This is a genomic window from Bradyrhizobium campsiandrae (genome assembly GCF_014529705.1).
Classification (GTDB): Bacteria; Pseudomonadota; Alphaproteobacteria; order Rhizobiales; family Xanthobacteraceae; genus Bradyrhizobium; species Bradyrhizobium campsiandrae.
This window is the reverse complement of sequence record NZ_JAANIH010000042.1, coordinates 1-24,175: the sequence shown is the minus strand read 5'-3', so window position 1 is coordinate 24,175 and position 24,175 is coordinate 1. Positions and strand designations below refer to the sequence as shown.

The 24,175-nt window shown below is 59.0% G+C and carries 23 protein-coding genes; 6 read left to right on the top strand and 17 right to left on the bottom strand.

The features are described from left to right. Positions 1-20: 20 nt before the first annotated feature. From G8O24_RS27185 to G8O24_RS27165, 5 genes are read right to left on the bottom strand one after another with little or no spacing between them, the layout of a single operon-like run. Positions 21-827, bottom strand: coding sequence for an SDR family NAD(P)-dependent oxidoreductase (locus G8O24_RS27185; protein ID WP_188104720.1), 807 nt, complete (start codon positions 825-827; stop codon positions 21-23). Continuing rightward, complete coding sequence (gene yghU / locus G8O24_RS27180; protein WP_188104719.1) at positions 824-1,702, bottom strand: glutathione-dependent disulfide-bond oxidoreductase; 879 nt, start codon at positions 1,700-1,702, stop codon at positions 824-826. The genes G8O24_RS27185 and yghU overlap by 4 nt, the downstream gene beginning before the upstream one ends. Before the next feature lie 28 nt (positions 1,703-1,730). Next, positions 1,731-2,435, bottom strand: a complete 705-nt coding sequence (locus tag G8O24_RS27175) for a glutathione S-transferase family protein (RefSeq protein WP_188104717.1) — start codon at positions 2,433-2,435, stop codon at positions 1,731-1,733. An 11-nt stretch (positions 2,436-2,446) separates the two neighbouring features. Next, entirely contained in the window at positions 2,447-3,409 is a 963-nt protein-coding gene (locus G8O24_RS27170; protein ID WP_188104715.1) for a DMT family transporter, read from the bottom strand. Between the two features lie 3 nt (positions 3,410-3,412). Continuing rightward, entirely contained in the window at positions 3,413-4,066 is a 654-nt protein-coding gene (locus G8O24_RS27165) for a peroxiredoxin-like family protein (RefSeq protein WP_188104713.1), read from the bottom strand. A gap of 165 nt (positions 4,067-4,231) precedes the next feature. On the opposite strand from G8O24_RS27165, the gene G8O24_RS27160 reads away from it, so the two are divergent. Together G8O24_RS27160 and G8O24_RS27155 are read left to right on the top strand one after the other, a co-directional pair. After that, positions 4,232-4,807 carry a TetR/AcrR family transcriptional regulator gene (locus G8O24_RS27160; RefSeq protein ID WP_311972330.1) on the top strand — a complete coding sequence of 192 codons (576 nt, stop codon included), beginning with the start codon at positions 4,232-4,234 and terminating at the stop codon, positions 4,805-4,807. A 208-nt stretch (positions 4,808-5,015) separates the two neighbouring features. After that, complete coding sequence (locus G8O24_RS27155) at positions 5,016-6,350, top strand: NAD(P)/FAD-dependent oxidoreductase (protein ID WP_311972331.1); 1,335 nt, start codon at positions 5,016-5,018, stop codon at positions 6,348-6,350. 69 nt (positions 6,351-6,419) lie between these two features. Here the strand turns inward: G8O24_RS27155 and G8O24_RS27150 are convergent, their stop codons facing one another. From G8O24_RS27150 to G8O24_RS27130, 5 genes are all read right to left on the bottom strand, one after another. Beyond that, positions 6,420-7,055: an NrsF family protein gene (locus G8O24_RS27150; RefSeq protein ID WP_188104709.1), complete on the bottom strand. Its 636-nt coding sequence runs from the start codon at positions 7,053-7,055 to the stop codon at positions 6,420-6,422. Next, entirely contained in the window at positions 7,052-7,609 is a 558-nt protein-coding gene (locus G8O24_RS27145) for a sigma-70 family RNA polymerase sigma factor (protein WP_188104707.1), read from the bottom strand. Before G8O24_RS27145 ends, G8O24_RS27150 begins: the two co-directional genes overlap by 4 nt. Positions 7,610-8,180: 571 nt before the next feature. Further along, a complete protein-coding gene (locus tag G8O24_RS27140) occupies positions 8,181-9,590 on the bottom strand; it encodes a DUF2130 domain-containing protein (RefSeq protein ID WP_188104796.1) in 1,410 nt (469 codons plus the stop codon). Positions 9,591-9,913: 323 nt separating this feature from the next. After that, positions 9,914-10,261, bottom strand: a complete 348-nt coding sequence (locus tag G8O24_RS27135) for a hypothetical protein (protein WP_188104705.1) — start codon at positions 10,259-10,261, stop codon at positions 9,914-9,916. Continuing rightward, a complete protein-coding gene (locus G8O24_RS27130; RefSeq protein ID WP_188104703.1) occupies positions 10,261-11,631 on the bottom strand; it encodes a DUF8225 domain-containing protein in 1,371 nt (456 codons plus the stop codon). The genes G8O24_RS27135 and G8O24_RS27130 overlap by 1 nt, the downstream gene beginning before the upstream one ends. Positions 11,632-12,022: 391 nt before the next feature. Between G8O24_RS27130 and G8O24_RS27125 the strand changes: the two genes are divergently transcribed. Next, positions 12,023-13,564, top strand: coding sequence for a flavin monoamine oxidase family protein (locus G8O24_RS27125; protein ID WP_188104701.1), 1,542 nt, complete (start codon positions 12,023-12,025; stop codon positions 13,562-13,564). A 29-nt stretch (positions 13,565-13,593) separates the two neighbouring features. On the opposite strand, the gene G8O24_RS27120 is transcribed toward G8O24_RS27125, so the two are convergent. The 5 genes from G8O24_RS27120 to G8O24_RS27100 form a co-directional block, all read right to left on the bottom strand. Beyond that, positions 13,594-13,917 (bottom strand): hypothetical protein, encoded by a 324-nt coding sequence (locus tag G8O24_RS27120; protein ID WP_188104699.1) that lies wholly within the window; start codon positions 13,915-13,917, stop codon positions 13,594-13,596. A gap of 320 nt (positions 13,918-14,237) precedes the next feature. Further along, entirely contained in the window at positions 14,238-15,794 is a 1,557-nt protein-coding gene (locus tag G8O24_RS27115) for a ThiF family adenylyltransferase (RefSeq protein ID WP_188104697.1), read from the bottom strand. Further along, entirely contained in the window at positions 15,794-16,324 is a 531-nt protein-coding gene (locus G8O24_RS27110; protein WP_188104695.1) for a Mov34/MPN/PAD-1 family protein, read from the bottom strand. The genes G8O24_RS27115 and G8O24_RS27110 overlap by 1 nt, the downstream gene beginning before the upstream one ends. After that, positions 16,321-16,827 (bottom strand): hypothetical protein, encoded by a 507-nt coding sequence (locus tag G8O24_RS27105; RefSeq protein ID WP_038975216.1) that lies wholly within the window; start codon positions 16,825-16,827, stop codon positions 16,321-16,323. The genes G8O24_RS27110 and G8O24_RS27105 overlap by 4 nt, the downstream gene beginning before the upstream one ends. Beyond that, positions 16,811-17,212 carry a hypothetical protein gene (locus G8O24_RS27100; RefSeq protein WP_188104693.1) on the bottom strand — a complete coding sequence of 134 codons (402 nt, stop codon included), beginning with the start codon at positions 17,210-17,212 and terminating at the stop codon, positions 16,811-16,813. Before G8O24_RS27100 ends, G8O24_RS27105 begins: the two co-directional genes overlap by 17 nt. 145 nt (positions 17,213-17,357) lie before the next feature. Between G8O24_RS27100 and G8O24_RS27095 the strand changes: the two genes are divergently transcribed. The 3 genes from G8O24_RS27095 (at position 17,358) to G8O24_RS27085 (ending at position 21,964) form a co-directional block, all read left to right on the top strand. Continuing rightward, the gene (locus G8O24_RS27095) at positions 17,358-17,714 is read left to right on the top strand and encodes a helix-turn-helix domain-containing protein (protein ID WP_038975218.1); all 357 of its coding nucleotides are present in this window, start codon (positions 17,358-17,360) and stop codon (positions 17,712-17,714) included. Continuing rightward, on the top strand, positions 17,711-18,655 hold the full coding sequence (locus G8O24_RS27090) for an ImmA/IrrE family metallo-endopeptidase (protein WP_188104691.1): 945 nt from the start codon (positions 17,711-17,713) through the stop codon (positions 18,653-18,655). The genes G8O24_RS27095 and G8O24_RS27090 overlap by 4 nt, the downstream gene beginning before the upstream one ends. A 378-nt stretch (positions 18,656-19,033) precedes the next feature. Then, on the top strand, positions 19,034-21,964 hold the full coding sequence (locus G8O24_RS27085; protein WP_188104689.1) for a DEAD/DEAH box helicase: 2,931 nt from the start codon (positions 19,034-19,036) through the stop codon (positions 21,962-21,964). A 25-nt stretch (positions 21,965-21,989) separates the two neighbouring features. Here the strand turns inward: G8O24_RS27085 and G8O24_RS27080 are convergent, their stop codons facing one another. After that, a complete protein-coding gene (locus tag G8O24_RS27080; protein ID WP_188104687.1) occupies positions 21,990-23,687 on the bottom strand; it encodes a UvrD-helicase domain-containing protein in 1,698 nt (565 codons plus the stop codon). A 292-nt stretch (positions 23,688-23,979) separates the two neighbouring features. Then, on the bottom strand, positions 23,980-24,175 hold a 196-nt coding region (locus G8O24_RS44100), incomplete at its 5' end, for a hypothetical protein (protein WP_210324911.1).

The window sequence follows — 24,175 nt, the reverse complement described above, 5'->3', positions numbered from 1 at the left end:
CCGAACAAGAACTTCGGTGATCATAACGCCGAATGATCCTTCACGGCGTCCTCAAGCGCGGCCTTCATGCCGAGGAACCGTTCATCGACGGCGCCGGGATTGTCGCGATTGAGCGCGATCATCTGTGCCCGGGCTTCGCCGCCTCGAACGACTTCGAAGGCGTTCGCCTCGATCCCCTCGACGATGGCGTCCGCAACGGCCGACGCCGGCTCGCGGCTAAAGCCAAGCTCCGGGCCGGCCCGATTCGACTGCATCATGGGCGTGTCGGTTCCGCCGGGGTAGGCGGTGAGGACATGGATTCCTTCACCCTTTAGCTCGCGGCGAAGCGCTTCTCCGAACCGGGCCAAACCCGCCTTCGTCGCCGCATAGGTGGCGTAGAACGGCGCGCCGATGAGCGCGATGCCGGAGGCGACGTTGACGATCATCGCATCTCCGCTCTGACGCAGAGCTGGAAGCGCTTCACGCGTCAGCAGTATCGGCGCGACGAGGTCGACCTCGATCATCGCCTGCAGCTCTTCTTCAGGAGTGTTTTCGAGGCGTCCAGCCCTGACGCCACCGGCATTGTTGATGAGGATGTCGAGACCGCCGAGCGCTGAAATAGCGTGTTTGAGTGTGGCATCGCGGCCAGCGGGGGTGGAAACGTCAGCGGCGACGCTCGAGACCGCGCCGCCGGTGCGGCCCAGCTCGGCGACGGCCGTCGCAAGCGCAGCCTCGCGCCGGCCACTGACGACGACGCTCGCGCCTTTTGCAACAAGCGCCTGTGCGAGCGCGAAGCCGATTCCGCTCGAGCCACCAGTGATGAGGACACGTTTGCCCTTGATATTCATTGTTTCACCTCTTCGATCTTGTCCTGGGTCCTCGTGTCGAAATCGGCGGCATCGTGGCGTTCACGAAGCTGCTCCGACGGTGCACCTGCCATGCGGTTGACCATTCGACCGCGTTTCACAGCCGGCCGCGCCAGGATGGCATCCGCCCAGCGTTGCACATGCTTGTAGTCTTGCACTGAGAGAAACTCGGCCGCGCCATACTGCCAGCCTTTTGCGAGCCCGCCATACCAGGGAAACACCGCGATATCCGCGATCGTGTATTCCTGGCCGGCGAGGTAATCGTTGTCAGCGAGGCGCCTGTCGAGCACATCGAGTTGGCGCTTCACCTCCATGGCGAAGCGGTCGATGGCGTATTCGATCTTGCTGGGAGCATAGGCGTAGAAGTGGCCAAAACCGCCGCCAAGATACGGCGCGCTTCCCATTTGCCAGAATAGCCAGTTCAGCGTTTCGGTACGCGTGGGCAGATCCTTCGGCAAGAACGCATCGAACTTCTCGGCCAGATAAAGCAGGATCGAACCCGACTCGAAGACACGGATCGGGGCCGCGCCACTGCGGTCGATCAGGGCAGGGATCTTCGAGTTCGGATTGACTGCAACGAAGCCGCTTCCAAACTGATCGCCTTCGCTGATCTTGATGAGCCATGCATCATACTCTGCGCCAGAGTGACCAAGCGCGAGCAGTTCCTCCAGCATGATGGTGATTTTAACGCCGTTCGGCGTGCCCAGCGAATAGAGCTGTAGCGGATGTTTGCCGATCGGCAGATCCTTGTCGTGAGTGGCGCCCGAGATGGGCCGGTTGATGTTGGCGAACGCGCCGCCGCTGGGCTTGGTCCACGTCCAAATCCTCGGGGGTGTATAGTCAGAGGAGCTCGTCATCTTGTTCTCCGCAACGTCTTCGGTCAGCTCACGCTGCCGGCGGATAGTTCGACGGGAAGAGCGAGCGCTTGGTCTCGTCGTCATTCACCGTCTTGAACGCATGGTTCTTGCCGACTGCGCGTGCCCGTGCGACCGCCGGGCGAGCGTCCACTGTTTGAAACAGCCGCTTGAGATTGGGATAGGGACCGAGAGGATCTTCCGCGCCTTTGCGCACCCGAGAGGCACGGTCCAGCCAGCCCCAGGCCGAGATGTCTGCAATCGTGTAATCGTCGCCGACGATATAGGTCTTGCCTTCGAGGTGGTCGTTCAGCACCTGATAGTGCCGCTCGGCCTCCCTGCGGTAGCGATTGACCGCGTAGTCCAATCCTTCGGGGGCGGCGAACTGGAAATGGACGGCCTGGCCTGAGAACGGGCCAAGGCCCGACGCCAAAAAGAGCGACCACGACAGGAGTTCGGGACGATCCTCCGGTTTGCCGAGAAACTTCCCGGTCTTTTCCGCGAGGTAGATCAGGATCGCGGTCGAGTCGAACACGCGAGCCTCTTTGCCGCCGGGGCCCTCGGTGTCGATGATTGCCGGCACCTTGCCGTTGGGATTGATGGCGCGAAACGACGGCGAGTGCTGTTCGCCCTTGCTGGTGTCGACGGGGACAGCCTCATACGGAAGACCAGCCTCCTCAAGGAACAGCGCAACCTTCGCGGGGTTTGGCGTCGGGTGGAAATAGAAGCGGATCATGAGTCTCTCCTTTAGGTTTGGACGGATGCATGCACGGGCGATGGAGCAGGCCTGGAGGCGAGCAGCACCCCGATGACGATGACGGCGATCGATAGCCCTTCGGCGAAAGTGGGTGTCTCAGCGAGAATAGGAATCGCGAGCATCGCTACGACGGCGGGCAGCAGCGCGATGATGGCGGTGGCTGCCGAAGGCCCCAGCTGCGAGACGGCGCGATTGAACGAGAATATCGCGACACCGCTCATCAGCACGCCTTGGTAGATGATCTGCAGCAGAAGCTCAGACCAGGAGGCGAGGGCGAAGCGGCTAAGCCCGAGAAACAGATAGACCGGTAGAAAGAGAGCCGCTGACCAAATGCAGATCAGGGCGGCCGCCTGCGTTGCGGTGAGGCCACTTGCGCGAAATATCAGCGTATAGGCGGCCCACAAGCCGCCGGCGCCGACCAGTGCCGCCACTCCCACTGGATCTGGCGCGCCGCGATTGAGCGCCGCGGCGGAAAGCAGGCATGCCAATCCCGCGAGGATCGCGGCATAACCTATCCATCGCATGGGGCCTTGCGATTGCTGCATGAATACGCAGGCGAAGACACCTGCGAATACCGGCATGATTGTCGGCGCAATCGAAGCCGCCTCCGCGGCCGACGTAAGCCTCAGGCCAAGCGCGACGAGCAGGACAAAAGGGACGCCCCAGAGCATGGCAAAGACGAACCCCTGTCTCCATGACGCCCAAGGGAGCCGCGACGATCTACGCATGATCGTCGGAGCGAGAAGGAGCGCTCCAATGCCGAAGCGCAAAGCCGTGATGTCCCAAATCCGGAGTTCGCGTGTAACGCTGAAGCGCGTGGCCACGAACCACCCGGAGAAAATAATCACCGAAAGGCCCGCCCAAGCATAACCGGTAAGGCGCGTTGGTCCGGCCGAGTGGACGGAGGCAGTTTCGGTTGGCACGTCCCTGACCGATACCTCACAGTTCGCCATGACTCATGCCGCCTTGCGAGAGCGCAAAGCGGCGAGAATCTCCTCGGGCTCAAGGCGTTGGGTATAGTCGACGTCGATATGGGCGAGTGTAACGCGGCCGTTGCCGGTAACGACGTAGGTCGATGGAACTGGAAGTTCCCAACTATCGTCGCCGTTAATCTCGGGAAGCGCCTTGTTGACGGAGCGCAGCGCCGCACGGATTTCTTCGGGCAGCGAATAGACAAGACCGAAGCTGCGGGCCACCCGATTTTCCAGATCACTGAGGACATGGAAGGTGAGGGCGTTCGTCTCCGCCGTCGACAAGGTTCGGTCGGGCGCCTGAGGAGAGATCGCGACGAGGCTTGCCCCCGCGGCGGCGATCTGCGGCAGGATGGCCTGATAGGCTCGCAACTGAATATTGCAATACGGACACCAGCCGCCACGATAGAAGGTGATCACGGTCGGGCCCTGCGCCAGGAGTGCCGAAAGGGTCACAGAGCCACCTTTCGCATCCGGCAGTGAAAAGTCCGGAGCAATGTCTCCTTCGGTGATTGCATTGTCGCGGGCGAAGCTTTGCCGAAGCTCTTCGATTTTGGCGGTGTACAATGCGAAGCGACCCGCCGGAGCCGTTTGCGCAAACTGGGCTTTGAAGGCGTCGAGCTCTTGTTTCAGTCCCATGTGGCTTTCCCCCTGGGTTCTGCGTTTCGGCGAAAACTGTCGGCATTGAGTTTTATTACGTTCGTTCTAGAATGCAATCTCGTTACATTCATGCCAGGGTAAATTCTGCAGAGGGGTCCGGACGGACGAAGAATGGCTAGGCCGCGCGAATTCGAAGAGGGTGTCGTGCTCGACGCCGCCATGGAGTGTTTCTGGAACCGGGGCTACGAGGCCACGTCGATGCGGGATCTCGTCGACAAAACGGGGATCACTGGAGCAAGTCTGTACAATGCCTTCGGCGACAAGCGGGCAATCTATCAGCGCGCACTTGATCGTTACGTCGAGGGGAGCGTTGCAGCCCGCCTTGCGCGCTGCGAGGAGCTCCCTCCGCTCGAGGCGATCGTCGCCTTTTTCGACGATATCGTGTCGCGATCGGTCGAGGATCGTTCCCGAAAAGGATGCATGCTTGTCAACGCAGCGCTGGACGTCGCACCCCATGATGACGAATTCCAGCGTATTGTCGCGGAGGTCATGACGCGTATCGAGCTTTTCTTCCGGGATTGCGTTCAGAAGGGCCAGGAGCAGGGCGCCATCACGTCTACGATGTCGGCGGAAGAACTGGGCCGGCACCTTTTGGGTGTGTTGCTCGGGGTTCGCGTTCTGGCCCGAGTCCGTCCGGATCGGATTTTGCTGGAAGGCGTCGTGCGTCCCGCTATCGAGCTTCTCGATATAAGCTCCAGTCCGCGACAACGAGATCATTGAGCTTGGTGTCTCGCTGACGTGATTTCGACTGTCGAAGGTGCGGCGAGACAAGCGAGATGCCAGCGCGCAGCGCGTTGACTCCAACAAGTCAGCTATTTCGCGGCGGCTTCCTCCGGGTCGAATCGCATCACAAGTCTGCGCGTTTGTAACGTCAGGGCACATTGCCGCGTAGTTGGGGACACGCGTGTAGGCAGAAGGAGCCCTGAATGTGCGTAGTCCTCAACTCGACAACCCATCAACACAGCGTGTCGTAATCGTCGGCGCGGGCTTTGCAGGGCTTGCCGCCGCAAAGCAGTTGGGCGGATCAGGCTTCGATGTGACCGTGGTCGACCGCCACAACTATCATTTGTTCCAGCCGCTATTATATCAGGTCGCGACCGCAGGATTGTCGCCAGCCGACATTGCATCGCCGATCCGCAGCATCCTTAGCAGGTACAAGAACATTCGGGTCGTTCTCGCAAATGTTTCCGGCGTGTCGATCGACGAAGGGGCGGTGATCGCTGAAGAACGTCAGATACCCTACGATGTTCTCATTCTGGCGACAGGAGCTCAGCACGCCTATTTTGGTCATGACGAATGGTCAGTGCATGCTCCGGGCTTAAAAAGGGTGGATGACGCCACTTATTTGCGCCGCCGAATTCTCGTCGCATTTGAAAGAGCTGAAAGCGAAGTGGACGAAGCAAGGCGGCAGGCGTTGCTCACGTTCGTCGTTGTTGGCGGTGGCCCGACTGGTGTTGAGATGGCTGGGGCGATTGCGGAACTGGCGCGGAAAGCGCTCGCGGCAGACTTCCGACATATCGATCCTCGAAACGCCCGTATCATCCTTGTCCAGGCCGCACCGAGGTTGCTTCCGACATTTCCCGAACCACTCTCCCAGCGGGCCAAATTTGCGCTTGAGCGGCTCGGTGTCGACGTGCGCCTGAATCAGTCCGTTACGTCCTGTGATAGTGAGGGCGTACGCCTGGGCGAAGTGCCCATCGAAGCCGCGACAATCGTGTGGGCCGCGGGCGTCATGGCATCGCCGGCCGGAAGATGGCTGCAAGCGGAGGTGGACAATGCCGGTCGCGTACGCGTCGGCGAGGATCTCACTCTTCCTGGCCACCCGGAGATCTTCGTGATTGGCGACACCGCCAATTGCATTGGCAATGATGGCCGGCCGTTAGCAGGCGTTGCACCAGTGGCCAAGCAGCAGGGAGAATTCGTCGGCCAGCTTCTCAAGGCCCGCGCCGCTGGCAGAACGCTTCCGCGTTTTCGCTATCGTGACTTCGGAGCGATGGCGACGATCGGCAGGAAGAGCGCCGTGGCTCAACTCGGCCCGATACGGCTGCACGGTCTGCCTGCCTGGCTCCTTTGGTCGGCCGCGCACATCTATTACCTGATCGGCTTTCGCAACCGAATAACAGTCGTGTTGAACTGGGCGTGGAACTACGTGACGTTTCAGCGCGGAACCCGGCTTATTACCGGTTTGTCGGGCTCGCGCGTCGAAGATATGGCCGCCCCCGCTCCGATGGAGCCCGATGGCGTGGGAAATCTCAATCGTTAGAAGCAGCGCATTCTCTCGGTTCGCCCAAGATCTGTCGATCGTCGTGCCGTCGACGCTCTACAATGGCGGTCACCAACGAAGAGCTCTTGCGCCGATGAAATAAGCTACGCCAGCGACGATTAAAACGGCGAGAGGATACCAAGCGACGACGAACAATGGGCTGTCGTCGGTACAGTTGGCCGCATAGAATGTTGCGCCAATGCCGCTTGCCGCTAATCCGGCTACTGCACCGGTGAGTCCCGGTTCGGATGGGGCACCTCTGCGGAGCGCGGCGAAGATGCAGAGGAGGGGACCGGCAGACAGCAGCGGGATCACTGTCAAACAGTGCGTCGCGTTATGGCCCACGAGATTGTCTTCCCACGACCGGGACGGCAGCACCATCAGTTCAACCGCGACCGCGCCCACGAGGATCACGGGCGTGAGCAACAAGCTCCATGAGCGATGGTTGCCTGCGCTGTCGGGACGCGCCAAATTCAACGTCGCGTAGGTCGCGGTTATGGCCAACGTCAATGTGACCACGAATTTGAAGAGGAACCTGATGGAGGTGAGCGCCGAGAGGATATCAGAGCGAAAACCCAGAAACACAGCAAACGCCAGCGCTGCGAGCAACGCGCCACAGAGCAGTCCACAGAGCAAAACCCAATGAAGGGAATGTTGAGGCCGCAGGTCGCTGGCGAGGGTGTTGATGAATTCGTCTGTTTTCAAGCTTCATGACTCCGATAGAGCGATGCCAGCATTTTAAGCGCGCGGTGAAGCGCAACCCGAACAGCACCCTCGCTCATCTTCAATTGCGCGGCCGTGTCCTTAATACTATTTCCCTCGATGGAGACTGATTGCACGATTGCCCGTTGCTGCGTCTTCAACTGCGACAGCAATCTGTCCATTTCGCGGGCCGACAGCCCGTCATCCTTCTCCTCCTCGCCAAGAATTTCGAGGAAGTCATCGATCGGGACAACGACATGCCGACCGCGACGACGCAGGGCATCGACGAACTTGTTGCGCGTGATTGCGGCGATCCACGGACGAATCGGACGCGACGGGTCCCACGTTGTGCGCTTGAGATGGATTGTGAGGAGCACTTCCTGCACAATATCTTCTGCTTCAGTCTCCGCGACGCCGACGATGCGGCAGCGGCGACAAGCCATCGACCGCAAACACGGGGTGACGGAAACAAGAAACCGGTGGTACGCCTCCGCGTCGCCCTCGATCGCAGCTCGCATCCAGACCGACCATTCCCCGTCACGGTCGCTAATCTTCAAGCCTTCGCCCCCTCGCGAATCGTAGTTGCGCTGCTGCGCCAGCGTCTGGATGGTTCTCCCTTGCCGGTCGCGGTATGTTGACGATCAGATTTAGAACACTCGATCTACAACGAATATGACGTTTATCCAAGCCATTGGACGGAGGTGTCGGCATGGGACGCTCCCGGCAAAATTGCCCGCTCCCTGGTCCGTAGGCTTGACTGCGAACTGGACATGTCCGCCTTGCGCTCGAGCGCTCAATCAAAGCTTCGAGAAGCGGGCTGGAAGGCCACCGGCGAAGCGCGAACGATGTTCGTCGTGCTCTATTCTCGATGGATCGACGAGAGGATCCTAAGCGGACAGTGACCCGCGAAATCGTGGACTTCGAAATTTTTCTCCCAGTTTGAGCCGGCAGGCCCAGAGGGCGACGGCTCGACAGGTGCCTCGACGACGGCCTTGAATCCCTATTCGCATAAGATAGATTATGGAATAAATTCTTGTTATCCGAAGATGGATTATCTTGTTAGTGGCAGCGCCGCAAAATCGCCAATCGGTTTCACATCACGTTTGTTTTGCCTGGCTCCTGCCTGCCTCACTCCGCAGCTTCAGCGGGCGGGCTCTTTAGCTCAGCAAATTTCGCCGCCATCGTCGGATTGCCCCGGGTCAGCTTCTTGATCGTCACGTCCTGCGCCTTGTCGTTCGCGAGGCGGAGATTGCGGTCTGCACCGATCAATGCATCCTTTGTTTTTTGGAGATGATCGATGGACTTATCGATCTCGGCGATCGCGGTTTGGAAATGCCTGGAAGCAAGATCGTAGTTCTTCGAGAATGCCGTCTTAAACGTCTCTAGCTGACTTTCAAACTGCGTGATGTCGATATTCTGCGCTCTCACAAGCGCAAGCTCGGCTTTGTACTTGAGCGAGTTGATGGCCGCATTCCGCAAGAGCGTGATCATCGGCAAGAAGAACTGCGGCCGGATAACATACATTTTCGGGTAACGGTGGAAGACGTCGACGATGCCGGCATTGTAAAGTTCGCTGTCCGGTTCAAGCAATGAGACCAGGATGGCGTATTCGCAGCCCTTCTCGCTCCGGTCCCGGTCGAGCTCCTTCAGAAAATCTTCGTTCTTGCTTTTCGTCGCGGTTTTGTCGCTCTCGTTCTTCATCTCGAACATAATCGAGATGATCTCGCTGCCGACCTCGTCCGAGTCCCGGAAGATGTAATCGCCCTTGCTGCCGGTCCGCGCGTCGTTGTCTTTCTCGAAATACGCCCGCGGAAATGCCATTGACCGCACCCGGTTGAATTCGGTCTCGCAGTGCTGTTCGAGGGTCTCCCCGACCATCTTGGTCGAGAGGCGGGCCTTCATATCCTTAAGGCGCTCAATCGCGTCATCGCGATCCTTGATTTGCGTTTCGTACTTGTCCTTCAGCGACTGCTCAGAGAGCTGTTTTTCAAGCTGCACCTGTTTGATGCCGTTCTTCAGCTCATCGCGCTCTTTTTCGAGGGCGACGACCGCTTCTGACAAGGCAAGCTTTTTCTCAAACTCGAGCGCCTGGAGCTTGGCCTTCAGCTCCTGGATTTCCCTTTCCTTGGCAGCGGCAATTTTGTGCTGCTCACTGGCTAGAAGCGCTTCAGCAAGCTCGGCGGCCGCTTTCTTTTCGCGCTGGGACTCGGCCAGCGCGTTCGCTAGCCTGTCACGCTCTTTTTCCACGGCGCTGAGCGCCTCGGTGACAGCAAGCTTCTGGGTGACCTCGCTTCCCTCAAGCTTGGACTTCAACTGCCGGATTTCTGCATCCTTCGCGGCCGCAGTCTTCTGCAGATCGTTGCTCAGCTGGGCCTTGGCCAGTTCAACAGCGCTCTGCTTGTCACACTCGGCTAATTCCAGGCGTTCATGAAGTTGCTGTGCGAAATCCGTGTCACGGACCTGCTTCAGAATCTCGGCATAGCCGGACTCGTCGACCTTGAAGGCCTTCGCACAGTGGGGACAGATGATCTCGTGCATGTTTCCTGGCCGGCTGCGAGCCTGCAGAATCAGCATGGGCCCTCTGAGAACAAAATTAGAACAAGCATTTTTGAAGGGTCAAGCTGAAAGGCTCGGCTTCCCGCATTTTGCTGTGGCAAACCCCACTTTGCAGGCGCAAGCCGGGTTGAAAAGGAACTGCCGCTGTTCGCGGCTTCATCGGCAGGAAGTTAGTTTTCTGCGTTCAGCAATTCAGCTTCGGGCAAAACTGTTGTCAGATGGCGCGCCCTTGATTTCCAATCTTAAGTACGTTCTCGCCGGTGCCCCCCTGCTCCGGAAGCAATCTTCAGAGCTCTGATCGTTCCTTACGTATGCCCGGCCGCATCAAGACGCCTATCGCGCCGAGCGAGAGGCCTCTGCCGAGCAGCATGTGATCGTCGACGAGCTTGTCGATCGATATTTCGAAGATTTTGCCGCCAAGCGATCGCCCCGGCGGAAACCATGGCGGCCAGATGTTCGCGGATTGTAATTAGCTGCGCGATCGCTTCGGGCAGCCGGAGATAGACCAGGGCATGATGCGGCTTGAGAAAGCCGGGAGCCGCGATTCCCTGGATGTCATCCAGTTCCAGTACGGGCTCTATCGGAGCCATTGCACGTGGCTTCGTGTCGGCGACCATCGGCTTCTTGCCGGCGACGACTGCTCTCCTGGCCATCAGATGCCCCCATGCGCCCGGCGCGAATAGTTGAGAGTTGCGACCACGGCAGGGCCGGCGCCGCGGCCGTCGTGGCTATGCGGCTCCGAGAAAGCCGGCATCAAACCCGGTGGAATGTTTGTGCCGATATCGATGGCACGCAGAAGGCGCGTGTCCGAACGGAGTACGCACGCTTGGCCGACGCATTCGATCCTGTCGTTGGACACGGTGCGCAGGTCAGTTGCGCCACCGACGAGTTTGACAGTGATGCATTCGGCGATTTGCCCGCCCCACCGCAACGGCACACCGCCGATCATGAGATCACTCAGCGAGCGCCCCGTTTCGGGCGGCACCTCGACGACCAGCCGCTCGATCCGGCCGGGCTCGCCCCTCACGATGCGGATACATTCGGGTGGCGCTATCCCGTCCGGGAGCTCCCACCCCGTCAGGTCGATATCATCCATGTAAAGACCGACCGGGTTGACGAGCGTTACCATCGCTTTCAGTCGCGCGAGTGCATTGACGGTGGCCCCAATCGTGGGATCGCTGTTCCGGTTGGCGCCGCCATAGCGCGAACAACAGATGAGTTCGTCTGACGATGTGACCGGCGTTCCATCGTGCCGTTGCCGCAAGATCGTAGCGTCTGCACCCAGCCTGATCTCGGCTCCGATCGAATTCGGCGGGCAATTCAGATGCGCAATGCCGTGGGTCGTGTTCCACTTATTGTTGGGGTTGTAGTCGCCCACCTGCAGGCCCCCAAACGGCACCTTGACCCGGAGGTCGTCGACCTCGACCGGCTTGCCCGTGAGCTCACGATAGAGGTGGGCGGCGTATTCAGGGTTGCCGGAGAAACGATAGGACACGCCGTCATCGATGTTGACGCTCCCACCGAAGATCGCGGTCCAGTATTCGGGCGGTTCGGACGTGAAGGTGACTCGCGCGATCCGTCCGGTGGCAGGGTCGCGCTCGACGAACCATTCGCAATATTCATCGAGCGGCCGGAACCAGACCTTCGTTTTTGCCAGCATCAGCCGCTGGGCCGGCAGCGCACTATCGTAGGGTTTATGATAGGCATCATAAGGCGAGAGTGGCCACAGGCTGTCAGCCTCCTGGAGCGCGCGGTCGCGCCCGAATTTTAGGATCAGGGTCTTGGGAAAGGCGTTCCAGACAATCGGCTGCTCAACGAGCGTCGTCTTGGCATCGTATTGCTTGGGATCGAAGAACTGGACGGTGCCGGGCTTCGTTTGGTCCGATGAAAGAACAGCGTTCTGAACATCGATCGAGGATTTGAAGCAGAGGCTGACAAACTCATCCCATTGCTGGCGACCGCCGGGGACATGATCGAGATCGGTCAGATACGCCGGCGGGTCGAACCTGCGCAAAATTGACATGAGTGCTCCTCCGCTATGTGCGGGACATTACCCCATCAGAAACAATGATCCGCCGCTGCCGGCATCGCGCCCAAAAATCTGTCCGCAGCCTCAAACGCGTCATCCAAAATCCATGACCGCTGGCGCTCTCTCGCCGGGCCGGTCAGCACAAATACGCCGACAAAAATATTATGGTCATGCGCCAAAGATCGCTGGGCTACCCCGCCCGGCCACTAGAGCCATTCCCATTGATCAGCTATAAGTTGCACACGTCGCTGCCGTTGACAACCGCTTTCCTTTTGAAAACCCCAGCTGTGCAACGTGTACCCCGGCGGCGCCATCGCCTCACTCGCGTCGAGGAGAGCGCAGCTTTTCCGATGCGCGATCCGACGTCGTCCAGGACGGAGACACCATGGCTCGTTCACTCTACGCGCGGCTCGACCAGCGCTTTGGCACCAGGGCGCCGGCCTTTCAGCGCCAGCGCGACCTGCAGAACAGGATTGCGAACTTCGCGCAGACGTTCGACGCAAATATCATGTTCGCTCGTGAACGGGCAGACAAGAAGACGCGCGTTGCCGTCGTCGGTGCTGGGTTCGCGGGCCTCATGGCCGGCCATACCCTGTCGCGAACATGCACAGTCCAGGTTTTCGAGGCGCGCGATCGCGTCGGCGGCCGCGTATGGACCCAATTTCACACGTCATCCCACCGCCTGATCGAGGCCGGGGCCGAGTTGATCGGATACAATCACTTAACCTGGCTGCTGCTTGCCAAGCAGTTCGGTCTTGGATTGAGCGTGCTCACCACGGAGGAAGCGTTCACGTCCCTCAATCTCGATATGCCGCTGTCGCTGGACGGCCAGGTGCTCTCGCCGAAAGAGACCAAGCAAGTCTACGACGACATGGAGCCGGTGATCGCGAAGATCTGCGCAGAAGCGAGAAAGCTGGCAGACCCGTATAGATGCTGGGACACCCCGCACGCGCACGATCTCGATCGGACGAGCCTGGCGGACTGGATCGAAAAGCAGGATTGCAGCAGGCTTGCAAAGAACGCGCTGGAAGCCCAGTTCGGCAACACCAACGGCGCCCCCACCAACCGCCAAAGCCTGCTCGCCAACCTCGCCGCCATTCGCGGTGGCGGGCTTCATGGCAAGCCCGACGATTACTTTACCCAGTCCGAGACCGTGAAATGCGAGCAAGGCAATCAGACGCTCGCATTCAAGCTCGCGGAGAGCATCCAGGCCGCAGGCGGCCATGTCGCAACCAACACGCCGATAGCACGGATCGATATCCGGGAGGATAAAGTCGTTCTCACGTCCGCAGCCGGCAACGCGCTTGAATTCGATCATGTCGTATTCGCCATCCCGCCCAGCCTGTGGCCAACTGCGTCATCCCCTTCAGACATCACGATCGCCCCGGCCATTCCATCCGACTGTCACATGTCGATGGGCCTCGCGATCAAATACCTGAGCGAGCTCAAAGGCCGCTTCTGGTTCGGTGCAGGCCTGTCACCAAACGGCATGTCGGATGCGATCGGAATGACCTGGGACGGCACGGATAATCAGATCCAGATGATGGATCAAACCGTGGAGCTCAGTCTCTTCGCCGGGGGAGACGCCGCCCAGGAAGCGATACGGCTGCTTGGATCAGGCCAGGACGCGCTGAATGCGCACTATGCGCGCGAGCTTGAAAAGCTCTTTGCCGGGTATTCCGGGAATTTGACCGGCGATCCCACGTTGATCTGCTGGCCCACCGAGCGTTGGACGAGGGCCGGTTATTCATGCCCCGCTCCCGGCGAAGTCACCCGCATTGGTCCGTTCCTCAATCGGCCGTTCCATGGACGGCTGGTTTTTGCAGGTGAGCACTGCTGCCTACCGTTTTTCGGCTACATGGAAGGTGCCTTACAATCGGGGCTGGCTGCGGCATCGGCCATCACGCGGAACGAGGGCCTTATTTGAATCGAGCACCGAAAACGGCTTCAGTCCAGTTATTGCCGGTGCTTTTCAGCGGCCATTGACGGAGCCGGGAGCGGCCCGTCCTTCGAAAAACTCGTGCAGAGCTGGCGCAGTTTTGACGAGACGAGCTGGCCCGGGCCATCGATGGCGCCGGACAGCGAGGCCAGGACCTCGTTGCGCGCGTCGATCTCGACCGGCGCGAAGTAGCCGGCATTCGCTTCGATGAGAGCCAGCGTTGTCGGATCGATCTCGGTGAAAAGCCCGGCGAGGCGCGACACGAGGTACTGGTCCGCTTCATTGCCGATCTCGAGCATGGCCCGCGTCGCATCCCTGATCCGCACGGCGAGCACCGCCATGAAAACCGGATCGCGCCCACCCTTGGTCGTCAGCCCCGAAAGATGGCCGCAGAGAATGTCGCCGGACTCCTCGCGCGCGACCAGCAGCAGGTCGGCGATGTCGGGCTCCTATCGCGAATGCCCACGGGCGAGGCGTTCCTTATATCTGGCAGCTATGCACCGCGACCGCCCCATATTTCTTGAACTCAACTTGTGGAGGAGATCCGCAGCACTCGAGGATCGGCATAGGCCGAAATCCGCTCCTTGAAACATAGGCTGGGACAAAATGCGATTGCAGCGAAGACAGCCGGCTCGTGCCGGCCGGCGGTCTTGCATGAAATTCAATGCTGAGACCAGTTTCGTCGCCAGTCTTTAAGACGGCGGGTCCCGCAATCGCAGGTCGCCTCAGGCATTGATCGCACGATGCGAATGCCCGGACGATAGAAATTGGCGATAGTAAGTGCACCGCGATCCGTCAGCGGCGCGCGACCGCTAAGCTGAAGGCGCAAGAATTGCGCCGCGAGCAGAACGCCGGCAGCAACCGAAACAAAGCCCACCGACATCATTGGCGGACCGGCAGCAAATCGGTCGAGATCCTGCGCACCAAGTTTCCCGCAGCCCGGATCGTCGAGGTATTCCGATGCTCTATCCGGATCAATTTTCAGGTCTTCAAAATACTGACGGCGCTCTTCCGGATTCAACGTTCGGGCATGGTCCAAACGCGCCTTCACACGATCATTTCGGTCGATAACGGCGTTGAAGCACTTCAAGCAAAGCTGGTCGCCGCGCATGTCATACGTGGTGACCTTTGCGGTCAGCCCAAGCGTGCTGCCCCCGATGATCAGACCGGGCCAAAGATTTTGGATGGCGTGACGAGGCCCGTTGTCGTCGACACACGACAAGATGATGCCGTAGAGATACCGGCGTTCGAGCTGTTCGAGTTCAGCGCGTTTGTGGTCTCTACCTGACCCACTGACGTAGTCTTGCCAGGTCTTCTCATAAGCAAACACGTTGAGACCGCGCGGCTCCAAAAATGCCTTCATCATCGGCGATTTCGGCCAACCGTCGTTTTCAATGGCGCTGAGCGCGTAGCGATTGTCATTCGACAAATCCAAAGTGTCCGGATCTGCGGCGACCGCAAAGCCGCGGAGACCTGGCACGCCGGCAAGCCCGAGGGCGAGTGCTTGCGCTACGGCTCCTGCGCCGGCGATGTAGAAATCGGGCAGCGGCATGTTCGGCAGTTTGGGATCGGGCGCGAGCGCTTCCCATGAAGGGGCGGCTTCGCACGACCACACGGAAAGGAGCAGGTCTCGATCAACGCCGAGCAGCTCACCCTTGCCCGGCTTTAGGCCTCTAAGGCGTTTGAATACTTCGCCAGCGGCAAAGCAGGCGGCGAGATAGGGTCCGATCGACAATTCTGACGTAGTAGAGGCGCCTTCGGGGAATTTGCGTCCGATAAATAGGCGCCAACCATCTGCGAAAATCACAAGTCGTTCCGGCGCCCTCGCCTCCCCTTGAGGCTTGCCGATATGGAGTTCAATCGTGACGTTCTCGGCCACCTCCGGCCGGTAAGATTTTGCGACAACGTGATTGTGCGCGACGGCATGGACGCAGTTGAGCATGGTCTGCAGCAACTTCGTGCCCTGCCCGAAAGCCGCGAGCTTCTCGAACGTTGGCAAGTCAGGAATGTCAAAAATGATGGAAGTGACGAGTTTGAACTGCCGACAGAGCAAATTCGTGAGCATCCAGAGCGCATCCTGCCCAGACTTGGTGCTCGCGGCGGCGGTGCTGATCGAAACCAGCACATGGCCTTGCCGCGCCGCGGCGGTGTCGGCCAGAATCCCGGCAGGGTCTGGCCGAAAATGGCGATCCGAGAGCTGTTCGATCTCGACCGTCATTAGCGCAGATCAATCAATTTAGGGGGCGGCACCGACCCGATGGTCACGGCAAGATTGGCCGAAGGCTGGTCGAGCCTTTGCCAACGATGATCGAGGAAGGCGGTCACGCCGATCTCGGCGGGTAATGCCGCCGGCCAGAGCCGCGCAATCCAGCCGCGGTATCTCCACATACCGGGTACATGGCCATAGTTGGGATAGATCAGCGAAAGCGCGCGACGGCTGTTTGCCATCTCGTCGTCATAGCCGGAGTGCGAAACCCAGTCACCCGGGTGCGAATGGATTTGCGCCAAGTTCTTCCAACCACGAGGGCGAGCGACATTGGCAACGTCGATCATAGCGCTCGGCTCTACAAAATAGTGCCCCTGATTGTTTCGCTGGCGCGGGACGACGACTGCGGCCACGACCGCCGCACCTTCTGCCGGCCTCTGGCCAAACCAGAAGCAGCAGGACTCAACGCCCTTCATGGAACGCAACCAATTCGAGGTCAGGCGGATCGTATCCGCCGATGCAATCAGGCTTGGCACGGTCATGCGGCGCGACCCAGATAGTGCGGCGGCACCAAAATGCGCCGGATCGACGCGATGGTGGCCATAAAGGTCTGGCGATCACCCTGCCAGACCAACTTCGGGTCGACAGAATGATTCACTTTGTAAAATTCGAGCGTAAGCGAGCAACACACGAGTTGCAGGCCACTGCTAGCGTAGTTCGTATGGAATGCAATTTCGGGGTGCCCCGGCGCGTTCGGAACCCATTTTGCGTCTTCGTTGACCTTGTATTGAAGCGTGAGGGGATTCACGAACTGCGTCCCCGGCGGCCACGTCGGGTAATGATCGAAGGAGAGCCGCAGGAGATAGGCATCAACGCGATGGTCGGCCGTCGTGGCGAACATCGGCACCAACAGCGTAAGGTCGTCGGGCTGAGCCCAACCGACCTCCTCCAGCGAACGCCCCTTGAGCGCGCGCTGGAGGTGCTCGGCAAAGACCTGCCGGCCGGTCGCGATATCCTGAACCGGCGGCTTACCAAAAATGGTCATAAGCACCGCCCGTCGGGCCGACGATCTGGAAGCTGAGAGCCTTGACGATCTTCTTGTCGATCAGCTCACGCAAGGTGAGCGAGAGATAAGGCATCAGATCATGACCAGAAGCACTCTGCAGACGGTCGTCGGGCTTGCGCGGCTCCTTCAGCTTGTGCGCCGCCTTGTCCCAAGCGGCCGCCAAAGTCGTCTCCCAGGACGTGTGAAACGTCACGGTCTCTAACGAGTTGACGTCCTCGAACTCGACCAAGGGCTCCTTCTTGGCCTCCTCGATTTCGTGCTTGGCGTCCTCGATCTCGTGTTCGGCCTTTTCGAGATCCTTCAAGGCCTTATCGAGATCGACCTCAGCCTTTTCCAGATCGGGATTTTCTCCATTGCTATGCATTAAGTCCTCCAAAGGGTGAACCTTACGGCGATAAGCTAAATATATGCAGAGCTGCTAAATTTGTCAAGCAAACGGTTGGCAACGCTTGACATAGCAAGCAAAATGGCGTAATTCTTTTATTGAATCAGCCACATACGGAAACGTCATGAGCGACAAGAAAGAGCAGCCGCCGAAGCTGACTTTTGGAAAACATTTGGCGCGACTACGGGACATCGCCGGTCTGACCTTGCGCCAGGTCGAAGAAGCCACTGGCAAAGACGTCTCGAACGCGTATCTTAGTCAACTTGAGAATGATAAAATTGCGAAACCCTCGCCGAACGTGCTTCACGTCTTGGCCGGTCTCTACAAGACCTCCTATGAGGACCTCATGGATCGAGCCGGTTATCTTTCGGCGGAGAATGCGCGAAAGGCGGCCACGTTTGCCGTCGGCGATCTAACGCCGGATGAAGAAAAAGCGCTGATGGAGTATCTGGCCTTCATTCGGAAACAAACGCGCGCGTGACCCGTCCCGACGACTCGCTCCTCACGCCACAACAGCTCGCCGACGTTCAGCGGCATGCCGATCGGCTGCTTCGAGATGCCGGCGCCTACGGCATCTTTCCGACCCCGGTAAAGACCATCATGGAAGCCGCCAAGCTCACCGTGGTGGACGATCAAATTCTCAACGAGTCCTTTCTGAAGCGGTTTATCGTGTCCGCCAAAGCAAGCGTCGCTACAATCAAGTCGGCGCTGAGCAAGGTGCTGGGGCTGTTCGAGGCGAACGACCGCTTGGTCGTGATCGACAAAGACATCCCTCTACCCCGCATTCCGTTTGTGAAGCTGCACGAGGCGGGGCACGGGACCATGCCCCATCAGAGCAAGGTCTATTCGCTCATCCACGACTGCGAAAAGACTCTCGACCCCGATATTCATGATCTTTTTGAGCGAGAAGCCAACGTATTCGCATCAGAGGCCCTTTTTCAGGGCGACGTATTCGCGCAGCACGCGCATGATAGCGAGTTCGGCTTCAAGGCAGCAATGGCGCTGGCGAAGCAATTCGGCGGCTCGAACTACGCTACATTCCGACGATATATCAAAACGAACCCTAGTGCCTGCTGCCTTGTTGTTCTCGAGCCCGGGATATTTCCTGATCCGGTCAACAGCTTTCGGGTTGAGATTCGACGCATCGTTGTGTCTACGACGTTTCACCGAATGTATGACGGTGAAGCATTTGGTAATACCATCTTTTCCGGCCACGCCTTGGGACGTCTCGTCCCCCGTGGGGCGAAGCAACGCATGGTTCCTCCTAGCACTGTTACTTTAGTCGATCGCAACGGGGATCGGCGAGAGTGCGTCGGCCAAGCTTTTAAAACACCTCACCAGACTTTCATTCTCGTTCGGGATGAACGCCCGATTGCTCCCCAAATTGCTGTGCCCAGTTTGGTCGGAATTCGCCGTCCGTAACTATCGCAAAAAAAGTTACGACGCGGCTCAGTAAGCACTCATTGGACGCTCACTATTTCGAATCCGAAACGGCGTACGATCGCCCGGTAAGTTTAAACGGCGCCCTTGAGTTTCTGCACATCCTGAACGATGGGATCAAAACCCGAGATGCGCGCGACAAGAGAGTTGAAGCCGGGGAGTATCGAATGGATGACCTGGAAGCCGACGACATTTGAGGGTGGCTTAGGAATCGCCGTAAAGCCGTTGCCTGGCAGGTTACGGCTTTCCGTTTGACCACCGGGTCGGATGGACTCGCCGTTGAGTCCCCTATTAGTTAACATCTAATGGTTGAGTAAAGACTAGGCATACCGCAGAATCCCTTGGCAAGGAGATTCGCGCTTGTCTTACTTTTCAGACCATTATTTGAAGCTTACTTTTCCGCTTGCAGACGCTGAAACGCCCGGTTTTCGGGAAGCCCAGCGCGGCGCATTATTCGCCGTCGGCTCCCATTTCAGCGGGCGTAACGACGCAGCGATTATTACGATGCCGACCGGGACCGGCAAAACGGCGGTCCTCCAGGCAAGCGCGTTTCTGCTGCAAGCCAACCGTGTCTTGGTCTTGACGCCAAGTCGGCTCGTGCGTGAGCAGATCGCCGATGACTTCAAGAAACTCGGCGTTTTGAAGCGCCTCGGCGCGCTTCCCGCCGATCTGCCAGACCCAAACGTCATGGCGACGAGCGGCAGAATCACCGATCCCCTGCAATGGGAAGGTCTTCGGGATTTTGATGTCGTCGTCGCCACCGTGCCAAGCGTGAGTCCGCAATTGGAACAGATCCCCGTCCCGCCCGCTGATCTGTTCAACCTGATCCTGGTTGATGAGGCCCATCACAGTCCGGCAGCCTCGTGGACTGCTACACTCGACATGTTCAAGGACGCCCGACGGGTGCTCTTTACGGCCACCCCGTTCCGCCGTGACGACCGCGAGATTCTGGGCCGCTTCGCTTACACTTACGATCTTAAGCGCGCCTACCAGGATGGCGTGTTTGGCCACATCCAGTTTCAACTCGTCGATCAAATCCCTCCGGGTGAGAACCGCCAGCAGATGGAGGACATCGCTGTTGCCCAAGCGGCAGAGCGAAAATTGGCGGCCGATCGCGCCGCAAGCCTTGATCACCTGCTGATGGTCCGAACAGATAGTAAGAAACGAGCAACCGAGCTGGTCCAACTCTACGAAACGCATACGGGGCTGCGGCTCAAGCTAATCCAGGGCACTCACTCGCTCGGCTACGTCAAGCGGGTCCTTGCAAGCCTTGCTGCCAACGAATTGGACGGCATCATCTGCGTCAACATGCTTGGCGAAGGCTTTGACATGCCACGCCTAAAGATCGCGGCTGTGCACTCGCCACATCGATCTCTGGCGGTTACTCTTCAATTTATTGGACGCTTCGCGAGAACAGCCGGCGAGCGGCTGGGCGACGCTACATTTCTGGCAACAGCTTCAGGCGTAAAGGTCGAAGCGGAGAAGCTGTACTCGGCTGGCGCGGTCTGGTCCGACATCATCCCAAACCTCAGCGCCGCGCGGGTACAGCGCGAAGTCGAGGCACGGGAGTTTATCGAGACCTTCGGACACGACGTCGGCACGATACCCGACCTTTCCGATATGTCGCTGTATTCGCTTTCGCCCTATGCGCACGTGAAAATTTATAGGCTGCGCGAAGCGTTCGACATCAACGCCGTGCCGGATTTCGGTATCGATCGGGAACAAATTTTCGGGCGCGTGAGCGAGGATACAAATTCAGGCGTTTATCTCACAAGGATGCGCTCGCCTGTACCATGGTCGACGGACGATGCGCTCATTGATGTGGAATACGACCTTTTCATTTTTTACTTCGACCCGGCCTCATCGCTTCTTTTCATCTGCGCTTCTTCCCGCGGCGACGGCCTTTATCGTCGGGTTGTGCGCGACCTCGTTGGATATGATCCCAAGATACTCGGCTTGTCCGAGCTCAACCGTGCGCTCAAAGAGTTGGAGCAGGCACGGTTTTACAATGTCGGCATGCGAAATCGTCAGCAGTCGAGCCTGACTGAGTCCTACCGCATGTTGACCGGGTCCCATGTGGACGAGGCCATCAGAGCGGAAGACGCGCGCCTTTTTCACCGAGGACATTGTTTCGGAAGCGCCATTGAGAACGGGAATGAGGTAACGATTGGTCTGAGCAGCGCGTCCAAAATCTGGAGCAACACGTCCTTTAGTCTGCCAGAGCTGCTGGGCTGGTGCAAAAATCTGGCCCGAAAAATACTGGACGAGAGGGCTGCGGTAACCGGCAGCAATCTTGATTTGCTTCAGATGGGCGAGATTATCGGTGCCATACCTGCCCATGTCTTGTGGGCCGAATGGGACAAAGACATCTACATCGATCCCCCCATCGCCAAGTTCGAGATCGATGGGCGGCCGGCGGAAGACTCCCTCACGCAATTCAGCCTCGAAGTTGAACAGTCGGATGCCAGAGGCGCTCGGCTCCTGCTGGAAGGTCTAGGGCTGGAGACACGAATTCAATTCAAGATCGCCGAGAGCCCGCAATTCTCATATCTGTCGGAGGACCAAGTCAAAGTGGAGCTCGCTTTCGGTCGTCGCGCGGAGGACATCGTCGATTACCTCAACGACAACCCCCTGAACCTGATGCTGGACGATTGGTCCAGGGTGTGCGGCGACGAACACTTTCCTGCTCCCGCCGAGCCTTACAACCCGTTTGACGTTCAACAGATCAGGGCGATCGATTGGCAAGGCGGTGGCGTAGACATCAGGGTAGAGTACGCCGATAACCGAGGACGCGTTCTCAACAACTCCATCCAGCTGTTTCTCGCACGGCAACTAGATCTCGTTGAGAACGCCGTCGTCTACTGGGACCACGGTAGCGGCGAAGCTGCAGATTTCATAGTGCTGCGCCCTGCCGCTGACGATGGTGTCGATGTTACACTGTATCATTGCAAGGGTGCGGGCGGCGCCCAACCCGGCAACCGTGTTGATGATGTCTATGAAGTCTGCGCACAGGCAGTTAAGTCCATGATCTGGTGCGATCTCCCTCGCCTGGTCGACCGATCTCTGGACCGCATGCGCCGAGGGAAAGGTGTCGGCAGACTTGTGCGCGGTGATGAAGCGCGGATGCTTGAGCTTGCAACGCGGCGGCCCGTCAAATTTGGGATGGTGGTGGTCCAGCCAGGCATCAGCAGAGGCAATTTGGAGCCGCGACTTGCAGAGGTGTTAGCCGCATCGAGCTATTATCTCGTACGGGGCGGACACCAACAACTTGAAGTCTGGGCAAGCGCGTGAGCAGAAATGGCCTTCATGGGTGCACTTATCGGATTAGCGACAGAACCGCCGGCGGGACCTCGACGGCTTCTTTTGCGCGGGTCAGCGCCACGTAGAAGAGACGTACCTCGGCGGGATCAGGGCCATCAGTGGGCTTTCCCGGCTGGCCGCGCAGGAAATCATCCATGAGGCGGACTGTGCTCCACTCGCGGCCCTTCGCTTTGTGGGCGGTCGAGATGGTCAGGTCGCTTCGCTCTTCGTCGACAGTGCGGTTGAGCGCCCACATCAACTGACGCTCGCCGCGCGTCTCGACCAGGTTCACGAACGACATCAGGTGATCGCCCTCGCCGCTCTTGGCGAATTCAACAACCTGCTCCCATTTGTCGAAGCCGAAGAAGTCCGGAACCGTGCTCTGTTTGCCTTCCTTCAGGTCCTGCACGCCGCGCAGCATGTCAATCAATTCATCTGTGCCACCGACAAGATGAGGCTTCTTGCCTTCATCCAGGCACTCGATGATTGCCGCAATGGTGGTCGCGTTGGTGCGCGCCAGGATGGTCCGTGGCTCAACGCTTCCCACCCGGCTCTTGACCGTTATATTGCCTTTGAGCGGCCGCTTTTCGCCGAGAAGGAGCAAGAGCTTCGAGGCCCATTCCGCGATGGCAGGGCCAAAGCGGAACGAGGTGGTGAGGTAGGTCTCCTCCTGGGTCTCGATTTTTTCCATCGCGTTCACCGCGCCGCGCCATTCGTAGATTTGCTGGTACTTGTCGCCCACATAGATCATCTGAGCCGGCTGCTTCCGCAGCACGTCCAGCACAACCGGATTCGTATCCTGCGCCTCATCGAGAAGAATAAAGTCGGCAGCAATCGCAGGATTGCTGAGAGCCCACAGTTTTAGGTAGCCGTCATGACCGAGCGGCATAGGATCGGTCTCGCCCCTCATCCGGCCCCACACGTGCTTTGCGCCGTGGAGCGCGAACTCCGTCACCGCTCGCATAGTGGCCTCGGGGGCGGCAAGCAGTGAACCGTGTCGGGGAACGTGATGCGCCGCCAGTTCGGCATCGGCGCTCTGCATATAGCGGCGCAATGTATCAAGGATGAGATATCCCTGCGACCGCGGTTGCAGGACGTGCCTGCCGTCGACGCTCCACCGTTTTAGGTTCAGCATCTCCGCAAGCTGATTGGCGTTGACCTTCCCCGTCATCTTATCGGAGTTGTTTCGATAGGCCGACGGCGCTGCCCTGAAGGCGAGACCGTGGCTGGTCGAGCAGTTCACGGTATTAGGAAACTTCTCTTTGGCATCGCGGACAATGTCGCGGTTAAACGCAATGTATTGACCGCGCTTGGATGTGCTGTGCGCCAGGAATTCTAGCGTCGAGGTCTTGCCGGTGCCGGCATAAGCATTGATCTTCACAGAGCCGCCGCGCTGAAACTGATCAATCGCCTGCTGCTGCTCCGCTGTCGGTTTACGCGACGGCTGGCCCTTCGCTGCGGGAGACGGCTTTGGCGCTGGGCCTGTCTTCCCGTTCGGCGGTGGTTTCGCCGCGCCTCGCGGCTCACTGCGCGGCTTTTGGGCAACGCCCAGGACTCTTTCCGCCGCCTGAAGCAGCGAACGGGCCTTGGAGGTGGTGCGGAAACGGAGTTCGCTAACGACCTTCTCAACCGCCGCTCGATCGCCGCCGTCCTGGGCGCGTTCAAATTCTTCTTCGAGTTGTGCGATCGACCAACTCGCATATTGGCGCGACACCTAAAAATGCCTCCCTGCAGCCAGGACCGCACATTATCACAACAGCTTGAAGCGTTGCTACCATCGGTGGTACTTCCGGTTGAGCAAGGGGGGCGATGTCCAGCTACAGCAGACCATGCAAGTTTTGCGGGCGCAGGATAAACCTGCGGCAGATGCCGCACGGCCAATGGGTGCCCTTTGAGGGTGATCAACAGCATGTCTGCGACGAGCCGCCCCCGCCGAAGGTCGCACCTCCCACAAAGCCCCGGACACCGACGCCCGCACCTCCCCCGGCGGAACCATTCAAGCCACTCTATCCTAAGGTCCCGCAGGACCCAGCTCCCGAGCCGCAGCCAACGCCCTTGCGCCCTATCTCTCCACCTGCCCCGACAAGGGCACCAAACCAGGACCATCCCTGTAGATGCATTAATGCGATGACGTTTAGCGGCAACGAAAAGAGCATGAAGGCGCTGATCATCAGACCGAACGTCGAGCCGAGCAGGCCGGTA